General features: G+C 63.5%; 28 protein-coding genes. 16 read left to right on the top strand and 12 right to left on the bottom strand.

The features are described 5' to 3' along the window. Positions 1-76: 76 nt before the first annotated feature. Positions 77-2,080, bottom strand: a complete 2,004-nt coding sequence (locus Q8S60_RS08780; RefSeq protein WP_305274933.1) for a protein meaA — start codon at positions 2,078-2,080, stop codon at positions 77-79. A gap of 187 nt (positions 2,081-2,267) precedes the next feature. Between Q8S60_RS08780 and Q8S60_RS08775 the strand changes: the two genes are divergently transcribed. After that, the gene (locus Q8S60_RS08775) at positions 2,268-3,515 is read left to right on the top strand and encodes an acyl-CoA dehydrogenase family protein (RefSeq protein WP_305274934.1); all 1,248 of its coding nucleotides are present in this window, start codon (positions 2,268-2,270) and stop codon (positions 3,513-3,515) included. A 181-nt stretch (positions 3,516-3,696) separates the two neighbouring features. Continuing rightward, positions 3,697-5,517 (top strand): NAD(P)/FAD-dependent oxidoreductase, encoded by a 1,821-nt coding sequence (locus tag Q8S60_RS08770; RefSeq protein ID WP_305274935.1) that lies wholly within the window; start codon positions 3,697-3,699, stop codon positions 5,515-5,517. Positions 5,518-5,604: 87 nt separating this feature from the next. On the opposite strand, the gene Q8S60_RS08765 is transcribed toward Q8S60_RS08770, so the two are convergent. The 3 genes from Q8S60_RS08765 to Q8S60_RS08755 form a co-directional block, all read right to left on the bottom strand. Further along, the gene (locus Q8S60_RS08765) at positions 5,605-6,084 is read right to left on the bottom strand and encodes a hypothetical protein (protein WP_305274936.1); all 480 of its coding nucleotides are present in this window, start codon (positions 6,082-6,084) and stop codon (positions 5,605-5,607) included. A gap of 149 nt (positions 6,085-6,233) precedes the next feature. Continuing rightward, complete coding sequence (locus Q8S60_RS08760; RefSeq protein ID WP_305274937.1) at positions 6,234-6,638, bottom strand: anti-virulence regulator CigR family protein; 405 nt, start codon at positions 6,636-6,638, stop codon at positions 6,234-6,236. 125 nt (positions 6,639-6,763) lie between these two features. Beyond that, the gene (locus Q8S60_RS08755) at positions 6,764-7,861 is read right to left on the bottom strand and encodes a ferritin-like domain-containing protein (protein ID WP_305274938.1); all 1,098 of its coding nucleotides are present in this window, start codon (positions 7,859-7,861) and stop codon (positions 6,764-6,766) included. A 195-nt stretch (positions 7,862-8,056) separates the two neighbouring features. Here Q8S60_RS08755 and ccrA point away from each other — a divergent pair, with 195 nt between their 5' ends. Then, positions 8,057-9,325 (top strand): crotonyl-CoA carboxylase/reductase, encoded by a 1,269-nt coding sequence (gene ccrA / locus Q8S60_RS08750; RefSeq protein ID WP_305274939.1) that lies wholly within the window; start codon positions 8,057-8,059, stop codon positions 9,323-9,325. 212 nt (positions 9,326-9,537) lie between these two features. On the opposite strand, the gene Q8S60_RS08745 is transcribed toward ccrA, so the two are convergent. From Q8S60_RS08745 to Q8S60_RS08730, 4 genes are all read right to left on the bottom strand, one after another. Beyond that, positions 9,538-10,239 carry a hypothetical protein gene (locus Q8S60_RS08745; protein ID WP_305274940.1) on the bottom strand — a complete coding sequence of 234 codons (702 nt, stop codon included), beginning with the start codon at positions 10,237-10,239 and terminating at the stop codon, positions 9,538-9,540. Between the two features lie 110 nt (positions 10,240-10,349). Continuing rightward, positions 10,350-11,144, bottom strand: a complete 795-nt coding sequence (locus Q8S60_RS08740; protein ID WP_305274941.1) for a sulfite exporter TauE/SafE family protein — start codon at positions 11,142-11,144, stop codon at positions 10,350-10,352. Positions 11,145-11,160: 16 nt separating this feature from the next. Beyond that, positions 11,161-11,682: a rhodanese family protein gene (locus Q8S60_RS08735; RefSeq protein WP_305274942.1), complete on the bottom strand. Its 522-nt coding sequence runs from the start codon at positions 11,680-11,682 to the stop codon at positions 11,161-11,163. A 36-nt stretch (positions 11,683-11,718) separates the two neighbouring features. Next, positions 11,719-12,030: a metalloregulator ArsR/SmtB family transcription factor gene (locus Q8S60_RS08730; protein WP_305274943.1), complete on the bottom strand. Its 312-nt coding sequence runs from the start codon at positions 12,028-12,030 to the stop codon at positions 11,719-11,721. Between the two features lie 122 nt (positions 12,031-12,152). Here Q8S60_RS08730 and Q8S60_RS08725 point away from each other — a divergent pair, with 122 nt between their 5' ends. Beyond that, entirely contained in the window at positions 12,153-13,043 is an 891-nt protein-coding gene (locus Q8S60_RS08725; protein WP_305274944.1) for an MBL fold metallo-hydrolase, read from the top strand. Between the two features lie 147 nt (positions 13,044-13,190). Then, positions 13,191-14,003, top strand: coding sequence for a hypothetical protein (locus Q8S60_RS08720; protein WP_305274945.1), 813 nt, complete (start codon positions 13,191-13,193; stop codon positions 14,001-14,003). Between the two features lie 39 nt (positions 14,004-14,042). Here the strand turns inward: Q8S60_RS08720 and Q8S60_RS08715 are convergent, their stop codons facing one another. From Q8S60_RS08715 to Q8S60_RS08705, 3 genes are all read right to left on the bottom strand, one after another. Then, on the bottom strand, positions 14,043-14,270 hold the full coding sequence (locus tag Q8S60_RS08715; protein ID WP_305274946.1) for a ribbon-helix-helix protein, CopG family: 228 nt from the start codon (positions 14,268-14,270) through the stop codon (positions 14,043-14,045). Between the two features lie 196 nt (positions 14,271-14,466). Then, positions 14,467-14,955, bottom strand: a complete 489-nt coding sequence (locus tag Q8S60_RS08710; protein ID WP_305275118.1) for a DUF2938 domain-containing protein — start codon at positions 14,953-14,955, stop codon at positions 14,467-14,469. Positions 14,956-14,963: 8 nt separating this feature from the next. After that, positions 14,964-16,436 carry a TrkH family potassium uptake protein gene (locus Q8S60_RS08705; protein ID WP_305274947.1) on the bottom strand — a complete coding sequence of 491 codons (1,473 nt, stop codon included), beginning with the start codon at positions 16,434-16,436 and terminating at the stop codon, positions 14,964-14,966. Between the two features lie 196 nt (positions 16,437-16,632). Between Q8S60_RS08705 and Q8S60_RS08700 the strand changes: the two genes are divergently transcribed. The 11 genes from Q8S60_RS08700 to Q8S60_RS08650 all read left to right on the top strand — a co-directional run bounded on the left by Q8S60_RS08700 (position 16,633) and on the right by Q8S60_RS08650 (position 26,070). Beyond that, the gene (locus Q8S60_RS08700; RefSeq protein ID WP_305274948.1) at positions 16,633-18,333 is read left to right on the top strand and encodes an acyl-CoA dehydrogenase family protein; all 1,701 of its coding nucleotides are present in this window, start codon (positions 16,633-16,635) and stop codon (positions 18,331-18,333) included. Next, positions 18,333-18,524: a twin transmembrane helix small protein gene (locus tag Q8S60_RS08695; RefSeq protein ID WP_305274949.1), complete on the top strand. Its 192-nt coding sequence runs from the start codon at positions 18,333-18,335 to the stop codon at positions 18,522-18,524. The genes Q8S60_RS08700 and Q8S60_RS08695 overlap by 1 nt, the downstream gene beginning before the upstream one ends. 83 nt (positions 18,525-18,607) lie before the next feature. Further along, positions 18,608-19,153 carry an acyloxyacyl hydrolase gene (locus tag Q8S60_RS08690; protein ID WP_305274950.1) on the top strand — a complete coding sequence of 182 codons (546 nt, stop codon included), beginning with the start codon at positions 18,608-18,610 and terminating at the stop codon, positions 19,151-19,153. Positions 19,154-19,314: 161 nt separating this feature from the next. Next, positions 19,315-20,208 carry a haloalkane dehalogenase gene (locus Q8S60_RS08685; protein ID WP_305274951.1) on the top strand — a complete coding sequence of 298 codons (894 nt, stop codon included), beginning with the start codon at positions 19,315-19,317 and terminating at the stop codon, positions 20,206-20,208. A gap of 118 nt (positions 20,209-20,326) precedes the next feature. After that, positions 20,327-20,848, top strand: a complete 522-nt coding sequence (locus tag Q8S60_RS08680; RefSeq protein WP_305274952.1) for a cytochrome b — start codon at positions 20,327-20,329, stop codon at positions 20,846-20,848. 23 nt (positions 20,849-20,871) lie between these two features. After that, positions 20,872-21,462, top strand: a complete 591-nt coding sequence (locus Q8S60_RS08675; RefSeq protein ID WP_305274953.1) for a cob(I)yrinic acid a,c-diamide adenosyltransferase — start codon at positions 20,872-20,874, stop codon at positions 21,460-21,462. Between the two features lie 341 nt (positions 21,463-21,803). After that, complete coding sequence (locus Q8S60_RS08670) at positions 21,804-22,553, top strand: electron transfer flavoprotein subunit beta/FixA family protein (RefSeq protein WP_305274954.1); 750 nt, start codon at positions 21,804-21,806, stop codon at positions 22,551-22,553. Next, complete coding sequence (locus tag Q8S60_RS08665; protein ID WP_305274955.1) at positions 22,550-23,491, top strand: electron transfer flavoprotein subunit alpha/FixB family protein; 942 nt, start codon at positions 22,550-22,552, stop codon at positions 23,489-23,491. Before Q8S60_RS08670 ends, Q8S60_RS08665 begins: the two co-directional genes overlap by 4 nt. Before the next feature lie 184 nt (positions 23,492-23,675). Then, the gene (locus Q8S60_RS08660) at positions 23,676-24,551 is read left to right on the top strand and encodes a 3-hydroxybutyryl-CoA dehydrogenase (RefSeq protein WP_305274956.1); all 876 of its coding nucleotides are present in this window, start codon (positions 23,676-23,678) and stop codon (positions 24,549-24,551) included. A 113-nt stretch (positions 24,552-24,664) separates the two neighbouring features. Continuing rightward, the gene (locus tag Q8S60_RS08655; RefSeq protein WP_305274957.1) at positions 24,665-25,165 is read left to right on the top strand and encodes a PAS domain-containing protein; all 501 of its coding nucleotides are present in this window, start codon (positions 24,665-24,667) and stop codon (positions 25,163-25,165) included. 80 nt (positions 25,166-25,245) lie between these two features. Next, positions 25,246-26,070 carry a bifunctional 2-polyprenyl-6-hydroxyphenol methylase/3-demethylubiquinol 3-O-methyltransferase UbiG gene (locus Q8S60_RS08650; RefSeq protein ID WP_305274958.1) on the top strand — a complete coding sequence of 275 codons (825 nt, stop codon included), beginning with the start codon at positions 25,246-25,248 and terminating at the stop codon, positions 26,068-26,070. A gap of 196 nt (positions 26,071-26,266) precedes the next feature. Here Q8S60_RS08650 and Q8S60_RS08645 read toward each other — a convergent pair whose 3' ends face one another. Further along, on the bottom strand, positions 26,267-26,878 hold the full coding sequence (locus Q8S60_RS08645) for a TlpA disulfide reductase family protein (RefSeq protein ID WP_305274960.1): 612 nt from the start codon (positions 26,876-26,878) through the stop codon (positions 26,267-26,269). Positions 26,879-26,920: the final 42 nt, after the last annotated feature.

The raw sequence follows: 26,920 nt of genomic DNA, 5'->3' as shown, positions 1-26,920 counted from the left end.
CTGTCCCATTGAAGGACTCCAATGCGGCGGAAACATTATGGGAATATGGCAGGAATGTGATCGCGTCCGGGACGCGTCACGCCGCCTCGTCCGTGTTGTAGTCCACGAGGCGGACCACATCGGCCATGATGTCGTTGATCTGGAAATCCTTCGGCGTGTAGATCGCGGCAACGCCGGCGGCGCGGAGTATCTCTTCGTCGTCCGGCGGGATGATGCCGCCGACAACGACCGGGATGCCGGAGAGGCCCGCCTCGCGCATGCGGTCCATCAGTTCCGTCACCAGCGAGACATGGCTGCCCGAGAGGATCGAGAGGCCGACGACATGGACCTCGCCGTCCTGCGCCGCTTTCACGATCTGCTCCGGCGTGAGGCGGATGCCCTCATAGACGACATCCATGCCGCTGTCGCGGGCGCGCACAGCGATCTGCTCGGCGCCATTGGAGTGGCCGTCGAGGCCCGGCTTGCCGACGAGGAATTTCAGCGGGCGCCCGAGCTTGGACGAAACCGCCTCGACCATTTCACGCACCTTGTCGAGATCGCCCGGTGCATTGCGCGCGGCCTTCGAAACACCCGTCGGTGCGCGGTACTCGCCGAAGGTCTCGCGGAGCGCCGTGCCCCACTCGCCGGTCGTGACGCCCGCCTTGGCGCAGACGATCGAGGGCTCCATGATGTTGCGGCCTTCTTTCGCCGCGCGGCGAAGATCGGCAAGGGCGGCTTCGACCGCGGCGGCGTCGCGCGTCTCGCGCCACTTCTTCAGCGCCGCGATCTGCTCCGCCTCGACGCCTGCATCGACCACATGGATCGAGCCCGCGCCCGTGGAGAGCGGCGACGGCGCCGATTCCTCGTATCTGTTGACGCCGACCACGACCTGCCGTCCGGCCTCGATTTCTTCGAGCCGCGCGGAATTGGATTCGACGAGACGCTCTTTCATGTAGGCGCTCTCGACGGCGGCGACCGCCCCGCCCATCTCCTCGATGCGCGCCAGCTCCTCGCGGGCCTCGGCCTTCAGCGCCTCGACCTTCGCATCCATCACCTTCGACCCGTCGAAGATGTCGCCATATTCGAGAAGGTCGCTTTCATAGGCGAGGATCTGCTGTGCGCGGAGCGACCATTGCTGGTCCCATGGACGCGGCAGGCCGAGCGCCTCGTTCCATGCCGGAAGCTGCACGGCGCGGGCACGCGCGTTCTTCGACAGCGTGACGGCCAGCATTTCGAGCAGGATGCGGTAGACGTTGTTCTCCGGCTGCTGCTCGGTGAGGCCGAGCGAATTCACCTGCACGCCATAGCGGAAGCGGCGGAGCTTCGCGTCCTCGACGCCGTAGCGGTCGCGGCAAATCTCGTCCCACAGATCGACGAAGGCCCGCATCTTGGCGATCTCGGTGATGAAGCGCACGCCCGCATTGACGAAGAAGCTGATGCGGCCGACGACCTGCGGAAAATCCTTCTCCGGCACCTGCCCGCCTGCCTTGACGCGGTCGAGCACGGCCTGCGCCGTCGCCAGCGCAAAGGCGAGTTCCTGCACCGGCGTCGCGCCCGCTTCCTGCAGATGATAGGAGCAGACGTTGGTGGGGTTCCACTTCGGCACTTGCGTGTAGGTGTAGGAGACGATGTCGGTGAGGAGCCGCATCGAGGGATCGGGCGGAAACACGTAAGTGCCCCGCGAGAGATATTCCTTGATGATGTCGTTCTGCACTGTGCCCTGGAGCTTCGCGCGGTCCGCACCATGCTCGTCGGCGACGGCGATATAGAGCGCCAGCAGCCAGGCCGCCGTCGCATTGATCGTCATGGAGGTGTTCATCTGCTCCATGGGAATGCCGTCGAACAGCGCCCGCATGTCGCCGATATGGGAGACAGGCACGCCGACCTTGCCGACTTCGCCCTTCGCGAGAGCATGATCGCTGTCGTAGCCCGTCTGCGTCGGCAGATCGAAAGCGACCGATAGACCCGTCTGGCCACGCGACAGGTTCGTCCGGTAAAGCTCGTTCGAGGCCTTGGCCGTCGAATGGCCGGCATAGGTGCGGAAAATCCAGGGCTGGTCCTTTTTCGGACCGCCCGCGCCGTTTTCACTACCCTTGCTCATCGCCTGACCTCGCGTCCCACACATCTTTGTCATGCCATTATCACAGGCTTTGCTGCGCTGCAAAAGAGCCAAGGGACAGCCCCGTCCGGCAATCGGCGGAACGCGCGCCGCAATAAATTCCTTATCGCGTCCTGAAGCGCTACCCTGCGCAAATCAGAACTGAAATCACAATGAATGGACGGAATTCATGTCAGACCTCGACCAGGACCTGTTTCAGCTTGCCATGTCGGAAGAGGCGCGGCCTCTCATGGCCGCCGTGCAAAAGCACATCGCCGAAAACGTCGATCCCATCACGGAGGAGTTCTTCCGCCTCCAGGACGAAAAGACCGACCGCTGGAGCTGGCATCCGCGCCAGCTCGAACTGCTGGAAGGCGCGAAGAACAAGGCCAAGGAATCCGGCCTGTGGAATTTCTTCCTGCCGGACTCCGAAATCGGCTCCGGTCTCACCAATCTCGACTACGCCTATATCGCCGTCGAACTCGGAAAATCGCCGCTTTCTTCCGAATCTCTGAATTGCAGCGCGCCCGACACGGGCAACATGGAAGTGCTGGAGCGCGTCGGCACGCCCGCGCAGAAGAAGAAGTGGCTGGAGCCGCTGCTCAACGGCGAAATCCGCTCGGCCTATGCGATGACCGAGCCGGATGTTCCGAGCTCCGACGCGAAGAACGTGCGCACCAGCGCCGTGCTCGATGGCGACGACTGGGTCATCAATGGCGAGAAGTTCTATATTTCCGGTGCCGGCGACCCGCGCTGCAAGATCATGATCGTGATGGTGCGCACGAGCCCGGACGCCCCGCCCAGCAAGCAACAGTCGCAAATCCTCGTGCCGATCGACACGCCCGGCGTCGAGATTCTCGAAGGCATGAAGGTCTTCGGCAAGGATCACGCGCCCTGGGGTCACATGCACATCCGCTTCAACAATGTGCGCGTGCCGAAGGAAAACATCCTGCTCGGCGAAGGCCGCGGTTTCGAAATCAGCCAGGTGCGCCTCGGCCCCGGCCGCATCCATCACTGCATGCGCTCGATCGGCAAGGCGGAGAAGGCGCTGGAACTGATGGTGAAGCGTTCCGCGACGCGCCAGGCGTTCGGCAAGCCGATTGCGAAACTCGGCGGGAACCTCGAGATCATTTCGCGCGCCCGCATCGAAATCAACGCGATGCGTCTCGCCGTGCTTCAGGCCGCGAGAGCCATGGACGTATTGGGCAACAAGGAAGCCCGCGTCTATGTGAGCGCGGTGAAGGCGATGGTGCCCGAGAAGGTGTGCCTCATCATCGATCAGGCGATCCAGATGCACGGCGCCGCCGGCATCTCACAATGGACGCCGCTCGCCGACATGTATACCGACATGCGCCACCTGCGCTTTGCGGACGGGCCGGACGAAGTGCATCACATGGTCGTCGGCCGCGCCGAAGTGCAGAAGCACGGTCTCTGGTAAGACCGGCCCGCCAACCGGATATCCGCCGGAAAAGCCGCTATGTGGAGAGCCTCCGCATAGCGGCTTTTTCGCAGATTTCCGCCATATTCTACCGCCTCTCACAGTTTCCGTTGCATCGCGCCTCAAGATCGGAAGAATAGAAAAAAATAAACTGACAAATTATCATATTGGAAACGCCCCGATGAACACGACGACAGAGACCACCGCGCCCGCCCGCACCCCGTTCGACAAGGAAGCTCTGCTTGCGCGTTACCGTGCGGAACGCGACAAGCGCCTGCGCGACGACGGCAACGATCAATATCTTCAGATCAAGGACCAGCTCGCGCATTACCTCGACGATCCCTATATGCCGCGCGTCGAGCGCGAACCGAAAACGGATCACGTGACGTTCGCTTTTGTCGGCGGCGGCTTTGCGGGTCTCGTCACGGGCGCGCGTCTGGTCGAAGCCGGCATCACCGATGTGCGCATCATGGAGAAGGGCGGCGATTTCGGCGGCACCTGGTACTGGAACCGCTATCCGGGCGCGCAATGCGATACGGCATCCTTGATCTACATGCCGCTGCTCGAAGAAACCGGCCATATGCCAAGCGAGAAATACGCCCACGCCCCCGAAATTCTCGCCCAGTGCCAGCGCATCGGCAAACAATACGGGCTTTATGAAAACGCGCTGTTCCATACCGAGGTGAAAAACCTGACATGGGACGGCGAAGGCTCCCGCTGGGTCATCGAAACCGACCGGGGCGACCGTTTCACCGCCGACTATGTCGGCATGGGCACGGGGCCCCTGCATGTGCCGAAACTGCCTGGCATTCCGGGCATCGAGGATTTCAAAGGTCATTCCTTTCATACGAGCCGTTGGGACTACAACTACACGGGCGGCGATCCCAAGGGCGCGCTGATGGAGAAGCTCGCGGACAAGCGCGTTGCGATCATCGGCACAGGCGCAACCTCGGTTCAGGCCGTGCCGCACCTCGCCAAGGCATGCAAGACGCTCTATGTCGTCCAGCGCACGCCCTCATCCGTCGATGTGCGCGCCAACAAGCCGCTCGATCCCGAATGGTTTGCCTCCATCGCGACGCCCGGCTGGCAGAAGCGCTGGCTGGAAAATTTCACCGCCAACCAGGGCGGCGATCCGGCCGAGGAAGATCTGGTGCAGGACGGCTGGACGGATCTCTCGCGCCGCATCCGCAACAAGATCATGGAACTGCCGCGCGACAAGATGACTCCCGAAAACATGATGGCGGCGTTCGAAGATTCCGATTTCGAAAAGATGGAAGAAATCCGCGCCCGCGTGGACCGGATCGTTTCCGACAAGGAGACGGCGCAGAACCTGAAAGCCTGGTATCGCCAGTTGTGCAAGCGCCCCTGCTTCCACGACGCCTATCTGCAATCCTTCAACACGCCCGGCACGCACCTCATCGACACGGACGGCAAAGGCGTCGAGAAGATCACGGAAAAAGGCTTCGTCGTCGGCGGCGTCGAGTATGAGGTCGATTGCATCATCTACGCATCGGGCTTCGAAGTCGGCACGGAATATACGCGCCGCGCGGGCTTCGACCTGACGGGCCGTGACGGATTGAAACTCTCCGAGGCCTGGGCGGACGGCATGCGCTCCAAGCACGGCATCCATGTTCATGGCTTTCCGAATGCCTTCTTCGTGCAACCGACGCAGGGCGCGAACCTCATTTCAAACGTCCCGCACAATCTCACCGAAGCCGGCGCGACCATCGCCGCGATCATTTCCCACGCTCAGAAGACCGGCGCGAAGGAAGTCGAGGTGACGAAAGAAGCACAGGACGAATGGGTGGCGCTCCTGCTGACCGGTATCGGCCGGATGCTCGGCTCACCCGACTGCACGCCGGGCTATTACAACAACGAAGGGAAGGCCGCAGGACCCGCCGCCAAATACAATGTCGGCTATCCGGCGGGCGCGACGGCCTATTTCAAATACCTGGAAGGCTGGCGGAACTCGGGAACCTTCGACGGCATTGCCTTTCGCTGAGGCGGCCGGAAAACGAAAGCGCCGGAGCCAACCCGATGGTTCCGGCGCGCACGCACAGACCGAATTCAGGCTCGACCGAGCCCAGCCTTAGTGGACGGATGTCAGAATGTCGACGATGACGCCCGTGGCGATGGCGACGAGGATCAGATCGTTCCCCGCGAGATAGTAGCTATAGCCATCATAGGCGGGAAGCCGCTTGAGAAGCGGCGGCGGCACATCGCGATATTCCACCCGGAGCGGACGCTTCTGCCCGACGATCAGCTTTGTGCCGCGAGGCAAGGGAACCGGCGTCTGCATGTTCTGGCGGAAGTAGGTGCGGACCGCCTGCGAATCCTGCGCCCTGAATTCCGGCGGCGCTGCCTTGGCGCTCCGATTCTGCTGCGAGATATGCGGCTGACCCTGCTGCGGCTTCTGTTGCTGGCCTTGCGATCCGCCCCGAGGCTGCTCCTGCTGCTGACCGTGAGACGGCTGCTGGCCCTGCGTCTGACCGTGAGATGGCTGCTGGCCCTGCTGGGGACCGGCAGGCTGCGCCAGGGCGACCCCGGTGGCGGCAACAAAGAATGCCAAGGCCAGAGAAAGAGCTCGGACGGATGTTTTCATGAGTGTACGGAAGCGAGGCTCCCGCCTCCTTGGGAAAAGGGAAGACTTCCCTGTTTAAACGGTCCCGCCACCGCATTCCGTCGCGCGAGCCTCGCCCGCCTTTACCCTTCATCCGTTCATAGAACGTCTTCGAGCAGATCGACGATGATACCTGTCGCGAGAGAAACGAGCAGGATGTCGCCGCCCACGATCAGCCGTTCGTAACCCGATCGCGACGGCAGGCGCGCCGATAGATCCTGAGGCAGATAGCGTTTGGCGATGCCGGGCGGCAGGGGCTTGCCGCGCGCCAGGTTCTTTGCGATGCCCGGCGGCAACGGCTTCGTTTCCATGGGATTGGTCGCGAAATAGTCGCGGATGAGCCGCGTCTCGTCCGCTTCGAATACCACGGTTACATTGACGCCGATGTCGGCCTGGGAACCGGCTCCGTCAGGCTTCCCGGGCTTGTCGTTCCTTGCCTGTGCCGGTGCGGATGAAAGAATGAGCGCGGCGGCGATGCCGGCCGTAATGAAACCATGTCGCATCTCGTCCTCCTCTGGTGAACCCTTCCATGGAGACGGACCCGTATGGCGAGAATGAGGCCCATTGTATGGGCCAAAGAGAAAACGCCGGGCATTGCCCGGCGTTTCCCCGATTGTCGCGCGGCAGCCTATTCGGCAGCCGTTGCCGCCATGCCGTTCGCACGTGCCGCCATGCTCTCAATGTGGCGGCGGCGGGCATCGAATTCGAGCGCGATGCTCTCGTCGTCGGACTGCATCCGGTCGACGTCCTGATCGGCATAGTCGAGAACGCCCATCTCCCCGTAACCCTTGCGGATGCGCGGACCCCAGAGGCCGACATCCTTGACGATCGGCACGATGCGCTGGAAGAGCGAACTCCGGAACTTCGTCATGAAGCCCGAATTGTACATGTGTTCGCCACAGGCGACGGGATCGAGGCCGAGGTTTTTCCAGACTTCGACCGCGTCGAACCGGTCGCGCATGAGGTAACTCGCTTCGAGCAGGAATTCCTCTCGCTCGTCGCGTTCCTTTTCGGTGAGCTGCGGATAGTAGTCGCGCAGCGCAAGACGCCCGAAAGCGACGTGGCGGCTTTCATCCTGCATCACATAGGCATTGACCGCCGCGGCGAGCGGGTTCTGCGCGTTGTCGCGGATCTGCGCGAACGACGCCAGTGCCAGCCCCTCGATCACCACCTGCATGCCGAGATAGGTCATATCCCAACGCGAATCGAGCAGCGTTTGCTCGATCAAATCCTGCAGCGGCTTCGTCATCGGATAGGCGAGCTGGAATTTTTCGAGCAGGCGCTTGTAGCTCTCGACATGGCGCGCCTCGTCGATCACCTGCGTCGAGGCATAGAATTTCGAATCCATGTCCGGCACCTGCGTCACGATCTTTGCGGTGCAGATCAGGGCACCCTGTTCGCCCTGCATGAATTGCGAAAGCTGCCATGCCTGAAAATGCTTGCGCACATTCGCCTTTTCCTTGCGCGACATCTTCTCGAATTGCGCCATGCCGTTGATCGGCAGCATTTCGTCGGGCAACTGTTCGGGATTGTCTTCGTCGAGTTCCTGGGACCAGTCGAGACGCGTGTTTGCATCCCACTGCATCTCGACGCCCTTGCGATAGAGCCCCATCATCGCGTTGCGTTCGGGATCGTAGTTCCAGTTGAACATCGCGTCGAAATTCTGCGGCACCGGCCAGTGGCTGTCCTCAAGCGCTAACGCATAGGTGTCCTTGATCTTCTGCATCGGGTTCTCCTCCCTGCCGAGCAATGTACGTAGTATAACTCCGCAATTCCAGTGACGCTACGTCAAATAACCCGCGGGATTCCAGCGTTTCCGCCCGCAAACTTTCTATATTGCAGCGCAAAAGTTTCTTGCATCCGTAGCGTCAAATGCCAATGATCCGCGCCAAAGCGGCACCCGAAGCGAGCGAGGCGCAATATGACGCACACGGAGAAAAAAGACCTCTACGAAGTCGGCGAGATACCGCCCGTGGGTCACGTGCCGAAAAACATGTATGCGTGGGCGATCCGCAGGGACCGGCAGGGACCGCCGCAGCAGGCGATGCAGGTCGAGGTCGTGCCGACCTGGGAGATCGACAGCAACGAGGTGCTCGTCCTCGTGATGGCGGCCGGCGTCAACTACAACGGCGTCTGGGCCGGCCTCGGCACGCCGATTTCCGTCTTCGACGTTCACAAGCAGCCCTATCACATCGCGGGATCGGACGCCTCCGGCATCGTCTATGCGGTCGGCGCGAAGGTGAAGCGGTGGAAGGTCGGCGACGAGGTCGTCATCCATTGCAACCAGGACGACGGCGACGACGAGGAATGCAATGGCGGCGACCCCATGTTCTCGCCGACGCAGCGCATCTGGGGCTACGAGACACCGGACGGCTCCTTCGCGCAGTTCTGCCGCGTGCAATCGCAGCAGCTCATGGCGCGCCCGAAGCACCTCACCTGGGAAGAGAGTGCCTGCTACACACTCACTCTCGCGACCGCATACCGCATGCTGTTCGGCCACCGGCCGCATATTCTCTCGCCCGGACAGAACGTGCTTGTGTGGGGCGCGAGCGGCGGCCTCGGCTCCTTCGCCGTGCAGCTCTGCGCGACGGCGGGTGCCCATGCCATCGGCGTTATCTCCGACGACAGCAAGCACGACTTCGTCATGTCGATGGGTGCGAAGGGCGTCATCAACAGAAAGAATTTCAACTGCTGGGGGCAGTTGCCGAAAGTGAATTCGGAAGAGTTCAACGACTTCATGAAGGAAGCGCGCAAATTCGGCAAGGCGATCTGGGACATCACCGGCAAGGGCATCGACCCCGACATCGTCTTCGAACATCCCGGCGAAGCGACGTTCCCGGTTTCCTGCATGGTGGCGAAGCGCGGCGGCATGGTGGTGTTCTGCGCCGGCACGTCGGGTTTCAACCTCACCTTCGACGCACGCTTCGTGTGGATGCGCCAGAAGCGCATCCAGGGTTCGCATTTCGCGCATCTGCAACAGGCATCCGCCGCGAACCAGCTCGTCATCGAACGCCGCATCGACCCGTGCATGTCGGAAGTCCTTCCGTGGGCGGACATTCCGCTGGCGCATACCAAGATGTGGAAGAACGAGCACCTGCCGGGCAATATGGCGGTGCTGGTATCGGCCGCGCGGCCGGGCCTCAGGACCATCGAGGACGCGGTCGAAGCGGGGACAAGTCAGGCGAAATAGCCCCGAAAACGGGCGTCTGTCACCGAACTGTCATCGTTTTGTCACACACAATTTCGGGACGGAAAACGAACGCAAAGGGCCGGGTTATCCCCGGCCCTTTTCATGTCGTGCAGAGGCTCGCCGGCCGGCCCGGAAAAAGTAATCCCCGCTTTCCGCTTCGCCCGCGCGCCGAGGTGAGAGCAAAAAATTTATCCCCGGTTTTTCCGGCTGCCTCAGGCGGCGGATTTTTCGGTCTCGGACGGTTCCGGTTCGGCCGCCGCCACCTCATGCGCGGGGGCCTGCTCCGGCTCTTCGCCGGAAACCTCCGGAGCCGCTTCGACAGACGCGACCGGTTCGGGCGCCGGCACCTCACAGGCGGGAGCCGCCTCCGCCTCGACAGGTTCCACCGTCTCCACCGTTTCGACGGCGGCTGCCGGCTCGACATGAGCCGCGGGACTCATTTCCTCTGTAGACGGAGCAGGTTCGTCGGGCACGGAAGCCGCAACGGCCGCGGCGGCGGCTATCGGACGCCGCGCGGCGAGACGGTCCAGCGACAACCGGTCCTCATCGTAAAAGGCGAGCGGCAACAAGGCGGCCACGGCCAGCGCCGCGAGCAGAAGAAAGAAGCTGACGCCGCCCGAGACGAGATCGATCGGCGCGGAGGGAAACGGCCATGCCGCGACGGCGGCGGCAACGAGACCGGCAAGAAGGAGCGGATAGGCGGCAAGCCGGAAAAAGCCGGTGAGAACCAGAAATGCGACAAACGCCGCCAGCCCGCCGGCGAGCCGCACCGAAAGCGGATCGAGCGCGACGGAAGGAAACCAGACATCGAGGGCGGGCACGCCCCCCTCCGGCGCGGCGATGCGCGCCGCCGCCCAGACCGCGACAAGCCCGGACAGGGCAACACGCAGCAACAAGAGGCCAAAAGCTTTCATCCGCATCCCTCCCTTTTTCCGAAACCGGCGGCAGTTTGGCGGCAGGAAGGCAGACACACCAAGCACAGTTTTATGACGTCGTTACAAATCATGTCCGATGCCGCCGCACCTCAAACGAAGATCAGCACCCCCTGCCCCGCGACATAGAACCCGATCGCGATGACGAGGATGGCGAAGAGGCGGGTGAGGAGGGCCTTGCGGGTGGCGAGGCGGCGGGCGAGCGCCGCGCCGAGGCCGGCGCCGGCGAGGCCGCCGAGGAGGAGAAACGCCGCCGCGTGCCAGTCGACGAGACCGGCCAGCGCGTAGGAGGAGGCGGTGGCGAAGCCGAAGGCGGAAACCGAGACGAGCGAGGAGCCGACGGCATAGAGGATCGGCATGTTGGTGGCGCCGATCAGCCCCGGCACGATGAGGAAGCCGCCGCCGATGCCGAAGAAGCCGGAGAGAAGGCCGACCGCGAGCCCGTAGCCGACGAGCGACGGCAGCAGCTTGCGCGCCGATGCGCGGTCGAGATGGACATCGGCATTGCCGCCATCGCCCTTGCGGAGAAACATCGAGACGCCGACCGCGATCATGACGAGGCCGAAAAGGCCGAGCAGCAGATCGCCGTCGACCATCTTGCCGAGCCGCGCGCCGAGAAAGGCGCCGGCGACGCCCGAGCCCGCGAAGACGAGCGCGCAGGGCCATTTGACCGTCTTCGCCCGCGCATGGAGGAAGACGCCGGCCAGCGCGTTCGCCGCTACCGCGATGGCGCCGGTGCCGATGGCGACATGCGGCGAGGCGACGCCGACGACATAGACGAGAAGCGGCACGGCGAGGATCGACCCGCCCGCGCCGACAAGACCGAGCGTGAGCCCGACCAGGGCGCCGGAGGCGAGCGTCAGAAGATCGGCGGCGGCGAACTCCATGATGCGGGTTTCACACTCAGGCGCGGAGCGCGCGGTTCCACGGCATCAAGGTGAGGACACGCGCCATGCCGCAAAAGCCGGAGACGCCGGCAAAGACGAGGCCCGCGCCGACGAAAGCCGAAAGCGCGTAGAAGCCCGGATGCACGCCCGCGCCGAGCGCCACGCCGAGCACGACGAGCGAGCCCGCCGCGATCTGCACCTGGCGCATCAGCTCGATGGGCTGCGCGGCATCGGCCGCGACGGGCAGCTTCGCCGCCTTCCAGGCATCGATCCCGCCTTCGAGGATATAGGCCTCGCAGGTTTCCGGCGCCGCGAGCTTCGCCACATTGGCTTTCGTGCGCATGCCGGACTTGCAGTGATAGACGACGATGTCGGCGCCCGAGGCGGCACGATGGCCGCCAAGCTTCGAGAGCGGCTCGTTCACCGCGCCCGGAATATGCTCGCGGGCGAACTCGTCCGGCTCGCGAATGTCGACGATGACGGCGCCGCGCGCGGCCATTGCCTTCGCTTCTTCGGGGGTCAGGGTCCTGAGGCTCATCTTTCGTTCTCCTTGTGGGCGCGGAGCGCAAATCGCTCACGCGCAATAAATGTCTTTCAGCGTCTTCAGTATCTTCGCCGCATCGGGATCGGCGATCCGATAGTAGACCGTCTGCGCCTCCTTCCGCGTCGCCACGAGACCGTCGGCGCGGAGCTTCGCCAGATGCTGCGAAAGCGCCGACATGCCAAGCTCGGCTTCGGCGGCAAGCTCGGTAACACTCGCCTCGCCCTTCACCGCCAGCGCGCAGAGCACCAGCAGGCGCTTTTCATTGGCAAGCAGGCGGAGCATCCGCGCCGCCTCGCCCGCGCTTTCGGCAAGCTTCGAAATATCGCTTTTCATCATTCGCATCGCCCGGCCTCCGGCCGATCTTCGTTTTAGGTATTGCTAAATTAGGGAATGCTAATATATATGTCAAGAGACAGACCGGCCCGATGTTGAAAACCGGCCGGAAACGAAGAAGGAGATACCCCATGAGCAACGCAAAAAAGCCGGAAATTCAGGGCTTTTTCGACGAGGCCACCAATACGGTGAGCTATCTGGTGGTCGATCCCGAAAGCCGCGCCGCCGCCTTTGTCGACCCCGTGCTCGACTACGATCCGAAGTCGGGCAAGGTCTCGACGGCGAGCGCCGACAGGCTGCTCAACGCCGCCGAAAAGGCGAAGGCGCGAATCGAATGGATCCTCGAAACCCATGCCCATGCCGACCACCTGTCCGCCGCGCAATATCTGAAGGCGAAGACGGGTGCGAAAATCGGCATCGGCGCGCATATCAACGATGTGCAGAAAATCTTCACGCCGGTCTTCAACCAGAAGGGCCCGACCGACGGCCGCGAATTCGACCGCCTGTTCAAGGAAGGCGAGAGCCTCGCCATCGGCGGGCTGACGGTGGAAGTGATCGGGACGCCCGGCCACACGCCCGCCTGCGTGAGCTACAGGATCGGCGATGCGGTGTTCGTCGGTGACACGCTCTTCATGCCGGATTACGGCACGGCGCGGGCCGACTTCCCTGGCGGCGACGCGCGCACGCTCTACCGCTCGATCCGGAAACTGCTGGCGCTGCCGCCCGAGACGCGGCTCTTCATGTGCCACGACTACAAGCCGGAAACCCGCGACCACTATGTGTGGGAAACGACGGTGGCGGAGGAACGCGCCCGCAACGTCCATGTCCATGACGGCGTGGACGAGGACAGCTTCGTCGCCATGCGCGAGAAGCGCGACGCGACACTGGCGGCGCCCGTGCTGCTTCTGCCCTCGATCCAGGTCAACATCCGCGCCGGACACGTTCCGCCGGCGGAGGACAACGGCAAGCGCTATCTGAAGATACCGTTGAACGTGCCGGCGAATGTGGAGGAGAGCCTTTAGGGGCTCTCCTACGCGGGGTAGGAAGGCACGCAGATCGAACCAGTCACGTATCAAAGGGCTTTAACGGTAGCCCGGCTGAACAAGGACGCCCTGTATAGCGCATGTTAGACTGTTGTGATTCTACCATGAAGTTGAAATGCCGGGCCGATGACGACCGAAGAAAAACCAAACGTAGTTGAATTCTTCTGCCGACATCTTGTGGGATTGTGCATTACATTCCGCCACAAGACACACGAAGATTCCGTTCAGCCACCACGATTTGCGACATGTTCCGGAACGCTCATCGTAGTTGACGATATGTTGTGTTTCTTGACGGCGGGTCATGTCCTGAAAAAGCTCGATGAATTGCGCGCTTCCAGCAGCGTCGAGATAGTGAGTACGGCTTGGGCAGACACTTTCGGCGATAAGCGAGTTAGCGACATCCCGATTCCGTTCAACCTGAGGGATGCCCGGTTCTTCTACATCGACGACGAGGACCAAGGCCTTGACTTCGGCGTTGTCCGAATTGAGCTTCACCACGCCCGGTTGCTCGCGAAGAACGGAGTGGTCGCGCTTCAGGAAGCAAATTGGGCGCACCAATGCGATGTGTCGTTCAACAAATATGAGATGCTCGGCTTTCCAACGGAGCTCGCATCGGACCGCGTCTCATCGTCTGGCGCAGGCACCGTTTCTCCCACAATGCTTGGTGTGAGAAGGGTCGACGCGCTGCCGATTGAGCATCCCCCTACTCGCTATCCTCGGTTCGTTGGGCAGATCGAGACCGACTTGCCGCACAACATAGAGGGAATGAGTGGTGGTCCAATTTTCGGATTCAGATTTGAACCGGATGGCGAATGCCGGTACTGGATCGTCGCATTGCAAAGTTCATGGAACCGCAATTCCCGTACAGTCTACGGATGCTCGCTGCCCGTCCTGGCGTCGTTAATGACGCGATGGGCACAGAGGAGCATGGAGAAATAAACAGGAACCCCTAGCAACTCTCGTTTGCGAGGCTGGCGCTTAGTCAGTCAGAGGAAGCACTCTCCGCACGGCGGCTGCAGAATGCGTCTTCTCCTGCCCGGCGCGGACACGCGCCAGCACGTCGGCAGCCAGCCAATAGTCTTCACTGTCTTCGATCCCCCGTCTGACGATTTCGCGCAGCAACGCGGTCTTGCTGCGGCCGGTCCTTGCGGCGAGCATGGCGAGGCGTCTTTCGGTTTCTGCGTCGAGGCGAATTGTCGTCGGCATGGAAGCACGCTTCGCTGAGGCGGCAAATCTTCGTCGAGTCTTGGCGACGCAGCCCGGCAGGTCAAGCGGCGCGAAATGAAGAAAAGAAAGACCCGGCTTTCGCCGGGGCAGGCGTGGATGACCCGCCTAAAGCGGACCATGACGGCTTATGTCGTATCTAAATCTGCTATTCACACCGGCAACGCCTGCCCGTTCCTTAAAAAGGCACCATCGCAACGAGCAAGGTCGAAACGTAGAGGCCGATGCCGAAGACGGTGTGGGAGACAAGGCTCCGAAGACGCGCCGCATTTGGTTTCGGCGTTTTCGAAGCGGCGATCCCCGCGCCCATCCCCGGCTGCAGGATGAAGAACGGCGCTGCAACCGTCAGAACCCCGACGATCAGGGCCGGCAGCAATGTCGGCTGACGCGCCCAGTCGAGGCCCCAGATCGCCAGAAGAAAGCCGGCGAAGGCGATGCCGATCGCATAATGCGTGCTCCAGCCGAGGAGACGCTCGCCGCGAACCGGCAACGCCGCAGCCATGCTGACATGCCGGAAGCGTCCGCGCGGCAAATGCCCGATCCAGCGGCCCACCATTGCCCAATCGGGCCCGGAGATGCCGAGCACCCGGGTCGCAAACAACACCCACAGATCGAGAACCACGGTGGCACCGACACCGATCGATACCATGCGCAGGAAAAATTCCATTTCCTCGCTCACTTCTCCCAGTAATCCTTCGAGAACATCACCAGCACCGTCAGCAGTTCGAGGCGGCCGAGGAGCATTGCGAAGGAGAGGATAAGTTTGGGGCCGTCGGGGAGCGAGGCGAAATTGCCGGCGGGGCCGACGATGGGGCCAAGGCCGGGACCGACATTGGCGAAGGCCTGCGCGGAAGCCGAAAGCGCCGTCACCATGTCGATGCCGAAGGCCGAAATGGCGAGCGCGCCCACCAGGATCGATCCCATGAAGACGAAGACGAAGAGCGCGACGGAGAAGACGATCTCGCGGCTCACCGTGCGGTCGGCATAGCGCATGGTCTGCGCGACATGCGGATAAAGCGTCTGGCGAACCTGGCTCTTGAAAAGAAGGCCGAGAATCTGCAGCCGGAACATCTTGAGGCCGCCCGATGTCGAGCCCGTGCAGCCGCCCAGAAAGATGAGGATGAAGAAGGCCATGACAGAGAAGGGCCCCCAGAGCGTGTAGTCGGTGCTGGCAAAGCCCGTGGTGGTGACGACCGAGGCCACGTTGAAGGTGACGAGACGCAACGCCTCGAAGAAGCCGTAGTCGCCGCGCGCGGCAAGCCAGAGCGACATCGTTACCGACACGGCGGCGATGAGCGTGAGAAAGGCGCGCACCTGCGGATCGCGCCACAAGGTTTCGCCGGTGCCGCGCAGCGTCTGCACATAAAGGACGAGCGGCAGCGCGCCCGAGATCATGAACACGATCGCGGCCCAGTGAATGAAGCTGCTGTCGAAATAACCGAACGAGGCGTCGTGGGTGGAATAGCCGCCGGTCGAGATCGTCGTCATCGCGTGGTTGAGCGCATCGAAGGCGGTCATGCCGCCGAGGATATAGGCGAGCGCGCAAAGCAGCGTGAGCAGGAGATAGACCTCGCCGATGGCAACCGCGATCTGCCCCGGGCGCGGCAGCACTTTTTCCGAGCGGTCGGAACTCTCGGTGCGGAAAAGCTGCATACCGCCGACGCGCAGGAAGGGCAGAATGGCCACCGCCGTCAGAATGATGCCGACGCCGCCGATCCACTGGATGAGCGAGCGCCAGAGGAGAATGCCGGGCGGCGTGGCGTCGAGCCCGGTCATCACGGTGGAGCCGGTGGTGGTGACGCCGGACATGGCCTCGAAGAAGGCATCCGTATAATTCATGTCGACCTGGGAGAAGGCGAAGGGCAGCGCCGAAAAGGCACTGACCGAAAGCCAGCCGAGCGTGGTGACGAGGAAAGTGGCGCGGTGGCCGAGATCGCGGTCCTCGGTCTGGTTCGCCAGCATCAGCGCGCCGCCGACAAAGCCGGTGACGACCGCGCTCGACAGGAAGGCCTCCCAGTCGCCGCTCTTGGCGACGATCTCGGCCAGCACCGGCACGAGCATCACCGCCGACAGCGCGATGAGAAGCGCGCCGATCACGAGGCCGACCACCTTGGTGCTGTCGCCGACCGATGTTCTGGCGCTGTCCATGAAAACCCCCCGTGAGGCCCCGATACACGAAAAACCGAATCGCCCCGTCCGGCTGGCCGGAGCGGAGGGTTCGAGATATATAGACATTGACGGGCCCATGCCATTCCCCCCGGGCCTGTTGCGAAATTCCGGTTTTCCTTGTCCCGTCCGCGCTTTCCGCCCCTTTTCAAGCGCGTCACACCAGTGAGTTCATCCCATGAGCCAAGCCCAGAGCGCCCCCTCCGGCTCGAAAGCGGGGGCCGACATCCCGCTCGCCGACCTGTTGCCGCTGACCGCCAAAGCCGTCGAGGCGGCCGATACCCTGCTCGCGAAGGCGAAGGCGGCGGTCTTCGCCATGGTCGCGAAGGACGGCAAGGTTTCGGCGGCCGCGATCGAGCGCGAGCAATTCGCGGTGCACGGCTTCGCCTGGCTGGCGACCTATGTGGAGGCGCTGCGCCAGCTCGCCTCCTATGCGGCGCGGATGACGGAGGAAGGACGCTTCGGCGAGTTCGAGGCGCTGATCGTGCAGGCGGGCTTCGGCGAATATCTCTCGCAGATCGCGGGCGGCATTCCGATGAGCCAGGGCGAGATCGTGCGCCTGCGCGATCTTGGCGTCACGCACGAGGAGGGGCAGGTTCTGTTCAACGACGCCGTGCGCAAGCTGATGATCGCCGGCAACACGCGGGCGACGCGGGCGCGGCTCGCCGAGCTGATCGCGGCCAATGCGGGCGCCTCGACCTATGGCGATACCGGCCTCGAGGAAACCTACGACGCGATCCGCGACCAGATGCGCCGCTTCGCCGACGCGGAAGTGATCCCGCATGCGCATGAGTGGCACCTGAAGGACGACTACATTCCGATGCCGGTCGTGAAACAGATGGCGGAACTCGGCGTCTTCGGCCTGACGATCCCGGAAGAATTCGGCGGGCTCGGCCTCGGCAAGGAATCCATGTGCGTCGTCTCGGAGGAACTGAGCCGGGGCTATATCGGCGTCGGCTCGCTCGGCACGCGCTCCGAAATCGCGGCGGAGCTGATCCTTGGCGGCGGCACGAAGGAACAGAAGGACAAGTGGCTGCCAAAGATCGCGTCCGGCGAAGTGCTGCCGACGGCGGTGTTCACCGAGCCGAACACGGGCTCCGACCTCGCCAGCCTGAAGACGAGGGGCAAGCGCGACGGCGACGTCTACAAGATAAACGGCAACAAGACCTGGATCACGCATGCGGCCCGCGCCGACGTGATGACGCTGCTCTGCCGCACCAATGACGAGCCCGGCTACAAGGGCCTCTCGATGCTGCTCGCCGAAAAGCCCCGTGGCGACGATAACGAACCCTTCCCGGCCAAAGGCATGTCGGGCGGCGAGATCGAGGTGCTCGGCTATCGCGGCATGAAGGAATTCGAGATCGGCTTCGACGATTTCGAGGTGAAGGCCGAAAACCTGCTCGGCGGCGAGGAAGGCCAGGGCTTCAAGCAATTGATGCAGACTTTCGAAAGCGCGCGCATCCAGACCGCGGCGCGCGCGGTGGGCGTGGCGCAGTCGGCGCTGGAACTGGGGCTGCGTTACGCGCAGGACCGCATCCAGTTTTCGAAGCCGATCTTCGATTTCCCGCGCGTCAACGGCAAGCTCGTCATGATGGCCGTCGAAATCATGGTGGCGCGCCAGCTCACCTATTTCGCCGCGCGCGAAAAGGACGGCGGCAGGCGCTGCGACCTCGAAGCGGGCATGGCGAAACTTCTCGCCGCCCGCGTCGCCTGGGCGGCGGCGGACAATGCGCTGCAAATTCACGGCGGCAACGGCTTCGCCCTCGAATATCCGGTAAGCCGGGTGCTGTGCGATGCGCGCATCCTCAACATCTTCGAGGGCGCGGCGGAAATCCAGGCGCAGGTGATCGCCCGCCGCCTGCTTGAAGGGGGAAACTGATGGCTGACGTCTTTGCCTGGCTCGGGCCCATCGCCCTCGCGGCGGTCCTTGTCGTGTTGGTGCTCGGGCTTTTCAACATGATGCGGGGCGGCTCCGCGAGCCGCTCGCAGACGCTGATGCGCTGGCGCGTGGGACTGCAGTTCCTCGCCATCATCGTCATCATGGCGGGGCTTTACCTGACGAGCCGCTGACGAGGAACCGGACGGAACGCCGCGCGTTGATGTTCGCCCGCGAACCGCGACGGCGGGCGTTCATCAAGAGGGGAATTCCGAAGGTGACGTTCAAGAAACTCGCTCTCGCCGCTGCGACGGCGGCATCGCTCGCCTGCCTGCAATCTCCGGCATCCGCCGAAAACTTCATCACCGAGATCCGGGGCGGCATCTACGATCACGACGCAAGCATGTTCGGCTCGCGCTACGAGACCGCCAACCCGGACATCAATCTGGAAGTGCGGTTCACCACGCCCGATTTTCTCTCCTGGGCTTTTTCGCCCAACCCGGTGCTGGGCGCCGACATCAACACCGGCGACGGCACCAGCCTCGCCTATCTCGGCCTCGGCTGGGATATCTACTTCACCGACCACATCTTTCTCGACTTCACGCTGGGCGGCGCCGTGCATGACGGCGAAACCGACAGGCGCACCGCGGACAGCGCGAACTACGGCTGCCGCTTCAACTTCCACGAAAGCGTGTCGGTGGGCTATAATTTCGACGGCTCGAACAGCATCATGCTGAGCGTCGACCACATGTCGAACGCGCGGCTGTGCGAGAAGAACGACGGCCTGACCAATTTCGGCATCCGCTACGCCTACCGGTTCTGATCCGTCACCCGCCCGCCGGAACAAGGGGAGCGGCCAGCGACCGCTCCCTTTAATGTGTCGTTTCCATCTCGGCCTTTTCGCTTGGTCGTAGCCCCGCGAGCCTTATGATGCGGACCCGCCTTCTCCTCACGGGAGACGGCAGGACGAGAGGAGGCCAGACGATGACAGCGCAGACGATTTCCGCCGCCGAGCTCCCCAAGAAGAGCATCACCATCGCGGGCCGCTCCATGGCCTATAGCGAGATGGGCGAAGGCGATCCCATCGTCTTCCTGCACGGCAACCCGACCTCGTCCTATCTGTGGCGCAACGTGATGCCGCACCTCGCCGACCAGGGCCGCTGCATCGCGCCCGACCTCATCGGCATGGGCGACAGCGACAAGCTCGAACCCTCGGGCCCCGAGCGCTACACCTTCCGCGAGCATCGCCGCTTCCTCGAAAGCTTCCTCGAGGCGATGGGCATCAAGAAGAACGTGACGCTGGTGATCCACGACTGGGGCTCGGCGCTCGGTTTCGACTGGGCGAACCGCAACCGCGGCGCCGCCGAAGGCATCGCCTATATGGAAGGGATCGTCCGCCCGCTCGAATGGAGCGAGTGGAGCGAGGCGGCCGTCGGCATCTTCAAGGGCTTCCGCTCGGAAGCGGGCGAAGAGATGATCCTGAAGAAGAACCTCTTCATCGAGGCGGTGCTGCCGGGCTCGATCCTCCGCAAGCTGACGGACGAGGAGATGGCGGTCTATCGCCGCCCCTTCGCGGAGGAAGGCGAGGACCGCCGGCCGACGCTGTCATGGCCGCGCCAGATACCGCTCGGCGGCGAGCCGGCGGACGTGGTGGCAAGCGTCGCCGACTATGCGCGCTGGATGTCGGAAAACGACCTGCCGAAGCTTTTCGTCAACGCGGAGCCCGGCGCGATCCTGACGGGCGCGCAGCGCGAATTCTGCCGAAGCTGGAAGAACCAGACGGAAGTGACCGTGAAGGGCAGCCATTTCATCCAGGAAGACAGCCCCCACGAGATCGGCGAGGCCGTGGCCAAATGGCGCCGGTCCTGGAGGAAATAGCGCTTCCCCTCTCGTCATGTCGCCGTAATGATGCCCTGAGAGCTTGATCCGGCCGACTTGATTCCCACGGCGCAACGGGCGACTCTCGCACGATGCACACCCATAGAGGGACACGCACATGAAAGAGACCGCTTCCGTCAATTCGGGCTTCGCCACACGCATGAAAAGCCTGCACTGGGCCATCGCCGTGCTGGTGCTCATCATGCTTTATGGCGGTTTCACCTTGAGCCGCGAGACGGCGACGTTGCATTTCGGCACCGGCCTCGTGGTCCTCGTGCTCATGGTGATCTGGCTTGCCGTGCGTCGCACAAGCATCCGGCCGGCCTACACGCCGATGCCCCGCTGGCAGGAGATTGCCGCGAAGGCGACGCATCACGGCCTTTACGCCTCCGTGACCTTGCAACCGGTCTTCGGCCTGCTGATGGTGACGACCTCGAAGGGCGAGCCGGTCGCCTATGGCGTGATTCCGCTGAAAATCGTGCAGAACGACACGATCAACGAGATCGGCCATGTGCTGCACGGCGTGAACGGATTTCTTCTGACCGCGCTCGTCGCCGTTCACATTCTTGCCGCGCTCTACCATCACTTCATCGTGCGCGACAATGTGCTGAAGCGGATGCTGCCCTTCGCGAAGGCCTGACCCGAAAGGACTGCCGAGACTGAATGGTCACGCTCAACAAGATCTACACGCGGACCGGCGACAAGGGCACGACCGCGCTGGCGAACGGCGAGCGGGTGCCGAAGCATGCGCTCCGCATCGAGAGCTACGGCACCGTGGACGAGACCAATTCCGTCATCGGCATCGCCCGGCTTCACACCGGCGGCATGGCGCGGCTCGACGCCATGCTGATGCGCATCCAGAACGACCTCTTCGACCTCGGCGCCGATCTCGCGACGCCCGACCGCGGCGAGAAGCTGGGATATGAACCCTTGCGGATACTGGACGCGCAGGTCGACCGGCTGGAAAAGGAAATCGACGAATTGAACGGGGTGCTGGAGCCGCTCCGTTCCTTCGTGCTGCCGGGGGGAACGGCGGCCGCCGCCCATCTCCACCTCGCCCGCACCGTCTGCCGCCGCGCCGAGCGGCTTGTGACGGCGCTGATGGAGGAGCCGGAGGAAAAGGTAAGCGAGGCGGCGCTCCGCTATCTGAACCGGCTTTCGGACTTCCTGTTCGTGGCGGCGCGCTACGTCAATCGCGGCGAGGACGGCAAGGGCCCCGGCGACGTGCTGTGGGTGCCGGGCGGCAGCCGGTAGAGACAGCGGCGAGTCAGCGACTCCGCCCCAAACGGCTTGCAGCCGTTTGACCCTCCCTCAAGGGGAGGGTGGAAGAAGAAAGAGACAAGGGCGCCGATCCTCAACTTGCTCGAATCCCAATTCGTTGACAGGGGCGGACGGGGCCTCTAGGTTCCCGCACCGCAACAGCAGCTATGTGGCAGCGGGCGCGTTTGGCTTGGTTTTTCCCGGAAAACAGCCGTTTTCAAGGCAGCCAGCCGCCCCCAGACCTACACCAAGACCGGCGCCAAGGTTTCCGCGAGCCGGGGGCTTCCATTCCCCGGGTCCGCGCCGCCAAGGCAATGCGCAGGGAGTCCGCCTCGATGAAAGTCCTCGTCCCGATCAAGCGAGTGGTCGATTACAACGTGAAAGTCCGTGTGAAATCGGACGGCAGCGGCGTCGATCTCGCCAATGTCAAAATGTCGATGAACCCGTTCGACGAGATCGCCGTTGAAGAAGCGGTGCGCCTCAAGGAAGCGGGCAAGGTGACGGAAGTCGTCGCCGTTTCGATCGGCGTCCAGCAGACCACCGAAACCATCCGCACCGCGCTCGCCATGGGCGCCGACCGCGGCATCCTGGTGAAGACGGACGAAACCGTCGAACCGATCAACGTCGCCAAGATCCTGAAGGCGGTGGCCGAGCAGGAACAGCCCGGCCTCATCATTCTGGGCAAGCAGGCGATCGACGACGATTGCAACCAGACGGGCCAGATGCTCGCCGCCCTCCTCGGCTGGGCGCAGGGCACCTTCGCCTCCAAGGTCGAGATCGACGGCGAGACGCTGAACCTGACCCGCGAAATCGACGGCGGCCTGCAGACGCTGAAGCTCAAGATGCCCGCCGTCATCACGACGGACCTGCGCCTCAACGAGCCGCGCTACGCCTCGCTGCCGAACATCATGAAGGCGAAGAAGAAGCCGATCGACGAGAAGGCGCCGGCCGATTACGGCGTCGACGTGAAGCCGCGCCTCGAAGTACTGAAAGTGAGCGAGCCGCCGCAGCGGCAGGCCGGTATCAAGGTCGAATCGGTTGAACAGCTCGTGTCGAAGCTCAAGGAAGCGGGAGTGATCGGATGACCACGCTTGTTATCGCAGACCACAACAACAAGGCGCTGAACGACGCCACCGCGAAGACCGTGACCGCCGCGTCGAAAATCGGCGGCGACATCCACGTGCTCGTGATCGGACAGGATTGCGGCGCCGCCGCCGAAGCCGCCGCCAAGCTCGACGGCGTGAAGAAGGTGCTGGTCGCCGACGACGCGCTTTACGCGCATCCGGTTGCAGAACCGATTTCCGCCCTCGTGGTGAGCCTCGCCGGCAGCTACGACGCGATCGTCACGGCCGCCACCACCATCGGCAAGAACTTCATGCCGCGCGTGGCCGCCCTGCTCGACGTGGCGCAGATCTCGGAAATCACCGCCGTACAGGGCCCGGACACGTTCGAGCGTCCGATCTATGCCGGCAACGCAATCCAGACCGTGAAGTCTTCGGAAGCCAAGAAGGTCATCACCGTCCGCACCACCGCCTTCCCGGCGGCCGGCCAGGGCGGCTCCGCCGCGGTCGAGAAGATCGGCGCCGGCGAAAACCCCGGCCTCGCGGAATTCGTGGAAGAGAAGCTCACGAAATCCGACCGCCCGGAACTCACCTCCGCCAAGGTCATCATTTCCGGCGGACGCGGCATGCAGAACGGCGAGAACTTCGCCATGCTGGAAAAGATCGCCGACAAGCTCGGTGCCGCCGTCGGCGCCTCGCGCGCGGCGGTCGATGCGGGCTTCGTGCCGAACGACTACCAGGTCGGCCAGACCGGCAAGGTGGTCGCGCCCGATCTCTACATCGCCGTCGGCATTTCCGGCGCGATCCAGCATCTCGCGGGCATGAAGGACAGCAAGGTCATCGTCGCGATCAACAAGGACGAAGAGGCGCCGATCTTCCAGGTCGCCGATTACGGCCTCGTGGCGGACCTCTTCAAGGCGGTGCCGGAGCTCGAAGCCGAACTCGGCAAGATCGGCCTCTGATCCCCACCCGCCCGGCAACGGGCGGCTGAACCATCGAACGGCGCCCCGGGAAACCGGCGGCGCCGTTTCCTTGCCGATTACTTCGTTATCCTGTGTTCACCGCCTCATTCTTTGCTACGTTATTCGCCGGACGGCCCCCGCGACGGCGAGGGCAAATGACAGCAGCAGATACGAAAGACCGGTAATGACATTTCGCAAGGTGGGCGTGATCGGCGCGGGACAGATGGGCAACGGCATCGCGCATGTCTGCGCGCTGGCGGGTTACCATGTCGGTCTCTACGACGTCTCGGGCGACCGCATCCAGAAGGGCCTCGCCACCATCGACGGCAACCTGTCGCGGCAGGTGACGAGCGAGCGCATTACCGCCGCCGAGCGCGATGCGGCGCTGGAACGCCTGACTGCCGCCGATACGATGGAAAGCTTCGAGGACGCCGACATCGTGATCGAATCCGCCGTCGAGAACGAGGCGGTCAAGCGCAAGATATTCGCCGAACTCTGCCCGCATCTGCGCGAGGACGCGCTGATCGCGACCAACACCTCGTCGATTTCGATCACACGCCTCGCGGCATCGACCGACCGGCCCGAACGCTTCATGGGCATGCATTTCATGAACCCGGTTCCGGTGATGGAACTGGTCGAACTGGTGCGCGGCATCGCGACCGACGACGACACTTTCGACAAGGTCCGGCATTTCGCCGAGACGCTGGGCAAGAAGATCGCCAACGCGGAAGATTTCCCGGCCTTTATCGTCAACCGCATCCTGCTGCCGATGATCAACGAGGCCGTCTACACGCTTTACGAGGGCGTAGGCTCGGTCGAGAGCATCGACAAGGCGATGAAGCTCGGCGCGAACCATCCGATGGGGCCGCTGCAGCTCGCGGACTTCATCGGTCTCGACACCTGCCTTTCGATCATGCAGGTGCTGCATGACGGCCTGTCGGACTCGAAGTACCGCCCCTGCCCGCTTCTGGTGAAATATGTCGAGGCCGGCTGGCTCGGCCGCAAGACACAGCGCGGTTTCTACGATTATCGCGGCGAAAAGCCGGTGCCGACACGCTAGGGCGGCGACCCTTTCTTAACCCGCGCCATGCGACGCTTGCCGGAATGCGGCATAGAACGCAAACGGGTGGATCAGTGACGGATAGTTTCAGGCAAGACGAGAATGCCCGGAAAATGGCCGAGGAGCCCCAGTTTCTCGACGCGCCCGAACACCCCTCCGTGATCGAACTCCACGCCTATCTCGAAAGGAAGCGCGGAGACCGCGAGATGCCGGACCGCGCCGACATCGACCCCGCCGAAATCGTGCGGTTCCTGCCCAACATCATCATTGCCGAAGCCATAAACGGCGGCGAGGACTTCCGTACACGTCTCTTCGGCACGGCGCTCGTCGAACTGCTGGGCGAGGAGCGCACGGGCAAGCTCCTCTCGGAATTCGGCGAGGAGAGCAGCCTCTCCACCGACCCGGAGGCCGTTCAGAGGCGCTGGCTGCATATCTCTCGCCGCGCCTTCACGGGCCGCAAGCCGGTCTTCGTGCGCGTGCCCTTCGCCGCCTCCGACCGCCTCTATCTCGTCGGCCACGCCATTTCGGCGCCACTGACGGCAGGCGGCACTGAGCCCGCGCAGACGATCGGCGCGATGTTCGTCGTGCATACCGACAGGCAGCCCGGCCTCTAGCTATCGATTGACGGCGGCAAGGACGCGCGTATTCTGGCCGGCTTCGCGACGGGCGAAGCGCGACCGGAAGGAACGCAGCCATGTCCGCCGAAGCAACAGACGATCCGCTTGCTGACAATCTTGCGCGATGGGAAGAGCAGGTCGATATCCACCTCGCCTCCGGTTTTTACCGCGTGAAGGAATTTCTCGGCGGCGAAACGAGCCTCGATCCATTGGTCCTGTCGGAAATCGGCGATGTGGCCGGAAAGAAGCTCCTTCACCTGCAATGCCATTTCGGCCTCGACACGCTTTCCTTCGCCCGCATGGGCGCGAAGGCGACGGGCCTCGACTTCTCGCCGAAGGCAATCGCGGCGGCACGGAAGCTCGCGGCCGAAGCGGGGCTCGATGCGCGCTTCGTGAACGCGCGGGTGGACGAGGCGGCAAAGGCGGCGGGCACCGGCTACGACATCGTGTTCGCAAGCTGGGGCACGCTGATGTGGCTGCCGGACCTGACGGTCTGGGCGGGCAACATCGCCGAATGCCTCATGCCCGGCGGCACCTTCTATCTCGCGGAAGGCCACCCGCTTCTCTGGACCCTGGACGACGAGGGAAAGACGGTGGCGGAAAATTTCCGCATCGTGCGCTCCTATTTTCTCGACGGCCCGCAGCAATGGGAAAACGCGCATGACTATGCCGAGCCCGGCATCGCGCTGACGCATTTCAAGAGCCATGAATGGCAACACACGCTGGGCGAGGTGGTGACGGTGCTGGCGGAAGCCGGGCTTCGCATCGACTTCCTGCATGAGCACGACAGGCTCGTCTGGGCGGGCGTGCCGAGCCTCGAATGGGACGGCACGTTCTACCGCGCGCCCGAAGGCGCACCGCGCCTGCCGCTCAGCTATTCGGTGAGGGCGAGGAAGGCCTAGCCCGTTGATCTCTCTTCCACCCTCCCCCTGTGGGAGGGTCAAAATTTGCGAAGCGAATTTTGGGGAGGGGTCGCGGCGCTCGATATAAATCCACCGGCCAATTCTTCGCCTCTACCCCTCCCCAAACGGCTTGCAGCCGTTTGACCCTCCCACAGGGGGAGGGTGGAGGAAGAGCTCGGGGAAAGGTGAAGAGAGTTCAGTAGCTCGCCAGCGCCGCCTCGATCAGCGCCTGCGCGTCTTCGCTGTCCCAATGGGCGGGACCGACCATGCGGCCGATCTCCTCGCCCTCCGGCGAGATCAGGAGCGTCGTCGGCAGGCCGAACGCCTTGAAGGTGAAATTGGCCTTGCCGGTGGGATCGTTGAAAAGCGCCAGATGCTCCGTTCCCACCTCCTTGAGGAAGGCGGCGGCGAGGCCGAGCCCGTTCCGCTCGACACTGAGCGCGACCACCTGGAAGCGGTCGCCGCCCATCCGGCCCTCCAGCCGGTCGAGCGCGGGCATTTCCTCGCGGCAGGGGCCGCACCAGGTGGCCCAGAGGTTGAGGAGGACGAGTTTGCCCCGGAAATCGGCCAGGGTCCGCTCCTTGCCTCCGGCATCGACGAAGGCGACCTCCGGCAGGGCCATGGGCGGACTTGCCCGGAAATTGGCGACTTCGCCCGTGGCGGCTGCATTGAGGGCTGCGGCAGAGCCGGAAAGGGTCGCCCCATCGTCCGGGTTGCCGCCCCCCCGGCCGATCAAGTATACCGCCCCAGCGGCCAACAGAACCGCGCCGGCCAGCATGGCAATAAGTTTCGGCTTCACCTGAACCATCCGCTAGCCTTCTTCACCTCGGTTTGGGGTGGCCGCCGCCGC

The organism is Parvibaculum sp. (genome assembly GCF_030694575.1).
In the GTDB taxonomy this organism is placed as follows: domain Bacteria; phylum Pseudomonadota; class Alphaproteobacteria; order Parvibaculales; family Parvibaculaceae; genus Parvibaculum.
This window is presented reverse-complemented; position numbering and strand designations above follow the sequence as displayed.

Excerpts from the sequence above, each read along its gene's own strand:
- Q8S60_RS08685 (WP_305274951.1), top strand. The coding sequence starts at position 19,315 with ATGACAGCGCAGACGATTTCCGCCGCCGAGCTCCCCAAGAAGAGCATC.
- Q8S60_RS08650 (WP_305274958.1), top strand. The coding sequence starts at position 25,246 with ATGTCCGCCGAAGCAACAGACGATCCGCTTGCTGACAATCTTGCGCGA.
- Q8S60_RS08660 (WP_305274956.1), top strand. The coding sequence starts at position 23,676 with ATGACATTTCGCAAGGTGGGCGTGATCGGCGCGGGACAGATGGGCAAC.
- Q8S60_RS08655 (WP_305274957.1), top strand. The coding sequence starts at position 24,665 with ATGGCCGAGGAGCCCCAGTTTCTCGACGCGCCCGAACACCCCTCCGTG.
- Q8S60_RS08670 (WP_305274954.1), top strand. The coding sequence starts at position 21,804 with ATGAAAGTCCTCGTCCCGATCAAGCGAGTGGTCGATTACAACGTGAAA.
- Q8S60_RS08675 (WP_305274953.1), top strand. The coding sequence starts at position 20,872 with ATGGTCACGCTCAACAAGATCTACACGCGGACCGGCGACAAGGGCACG.
- Q8S60_RS08755 (WP_305274938.1), bottom strand. The coding sequence starts at position 7,861 with ATGCAGAAGATCAAGGACACCTATGCGTTAGCGCTTGAGGACAGCCAC.
- Q8S60_RS08745 (WP_305274940.1), bottom strand. The coding sequence starts at position 10,239 with ATGAAAGCTTTTGGCCTCTTGTTGCTGCGTGTTGCCCTGTCCGGGCTT.
- Q8S60_RS08780 (WP_305274933.1), bottom strand. The coding sequence starts at position 2,080 with ATGAGCAAGGGTAGTGAAAACGGCGCGGGCGGTCCGAAAAAGGACCAG.
- Q8S60_RS08720 (WP_305274945.1), top strand. The coding sequence starts at position 13,191 with ATGACGACCGAAGAAAAACCAAACGTAGTTGAATTCTTCTGCCGACAT.
- Q8S60_RS08760 (WP_305274937.1), bottom strand. The coding sequence starts at position 6,638 with ATGCGACATGGTTTCATTACGGCCGGCATCGCCGCCGCGCTCATTCTT.
- Q8S60_RS08705 (WP_305274947.1), bottom strand. The coding sequence starts at position 16,436 with ATGGACAGCGCCAGAACATCGGTCGGCGACAGCACCAAGGTGGTCGGC.
- Q8S60_RS08770 (WP_305274935.1), top strand. The coding sequence starts at position 3,697 with ATGAACACGACGACAGAGACCACCGCGCCCGCCCGCACCCCGTTCGAC.
- Q8S60_RS08740 (WP_305274941.1), bottom strand. The coding sequence starts at position 11,144 with ATGGAGTTCGCCGCCGCCGATCTTCTGACGCTCGCCTCCGGCGCCCTG.
- Q8S60_RS08680 (WP_305274952.1), top strand. The coding sequence starts at position 20,327 with ATGAAAGAGACCGCTTCCGTCAATTCGGGCTTCGCCACACGCATGAAA.
- Q8S60_RS08700 (WP_305274948.1), top strand. The coding sequence starts at position 16,633 with ATGAGCCAAGCCCAGAGCGCCCCCTCCGGCTCGAAAGCGGGGGCCGAC.
- Q8S60_RS08725 (WP_305274944.1), top strand. The coding sequence starts at position 12,153 with ATGAGCAACGCAAAAAAGCCGGAAATTCAGGGCTTTTTCGACGAGGCC.
- Q8S60_RS08710 (WP_305275118.1), bottom strand. The coding sequence starts at position 14,955 with ATGGAATTTTTCCTGCGCATGGTATCGATCGGTGTCGGTGCCACCGTG.
- Q8S60_RS08695 (WP_305274949.1), top strand. The coding sequence starts at position 18,333 with ATGGCTGACGTCTTTGCCTGGCTCGGGCCCATCGCCCTCGCGGCGGTC.
- Q8S60_RS08715 (WP_305274946.1), bottom strand. The coding sequence starts at position 14,270 with ATGCCGACGACAATTCGCCTCGACGCAGAAACCGAAAGACGCCTCGCC.
- Q8S60_RS08735 (WP_305274942.1), bottom strand. The coding sequence starts at position 11,682 with ATGAGCCTCAGGACCCTGACCCCCGAAGAAGCGAAGGCAATGGCCGCG.
- Q8S60_RS08665 (WP_305274955.1), top strand. The coding sequence starts at position 22,550 with ATGACCACGCTTGTTATCGCAGACCACAACAACAAGGCGCTGAACGAC.
- Q8S60_RS08645 (WP_305274960.1), bottom strand. The coding sequence starts at position 26,878 with ATGGTTCAGGTGAAGCCGAAACTTATTGCCATGCTGGCCGGCGCGGTT.
- Q8S60_RS08730 (WP_305274943.1), bottom strand. The coding sequence starts at position 12,030 with ATGCGAATGATGAAAAGCGATATTTCGAAGCTTGCCGAAAGCGCGGGC.
- Q8S60_RS08775 (WP_305274934.1), top strand. The coding sequence starts at position 2,268 with ATGTCAGACCTCGACCAGGACCTGTTTCAGCTTGCCATGTCGGAAGAG.
- ccrA (WP_305274939.1), top strand. The coding sequence starts at position 8,057 with ATGACGCACACGGAGAAAAAAGACCTCTACGAAGTCGGCGAGATACCG.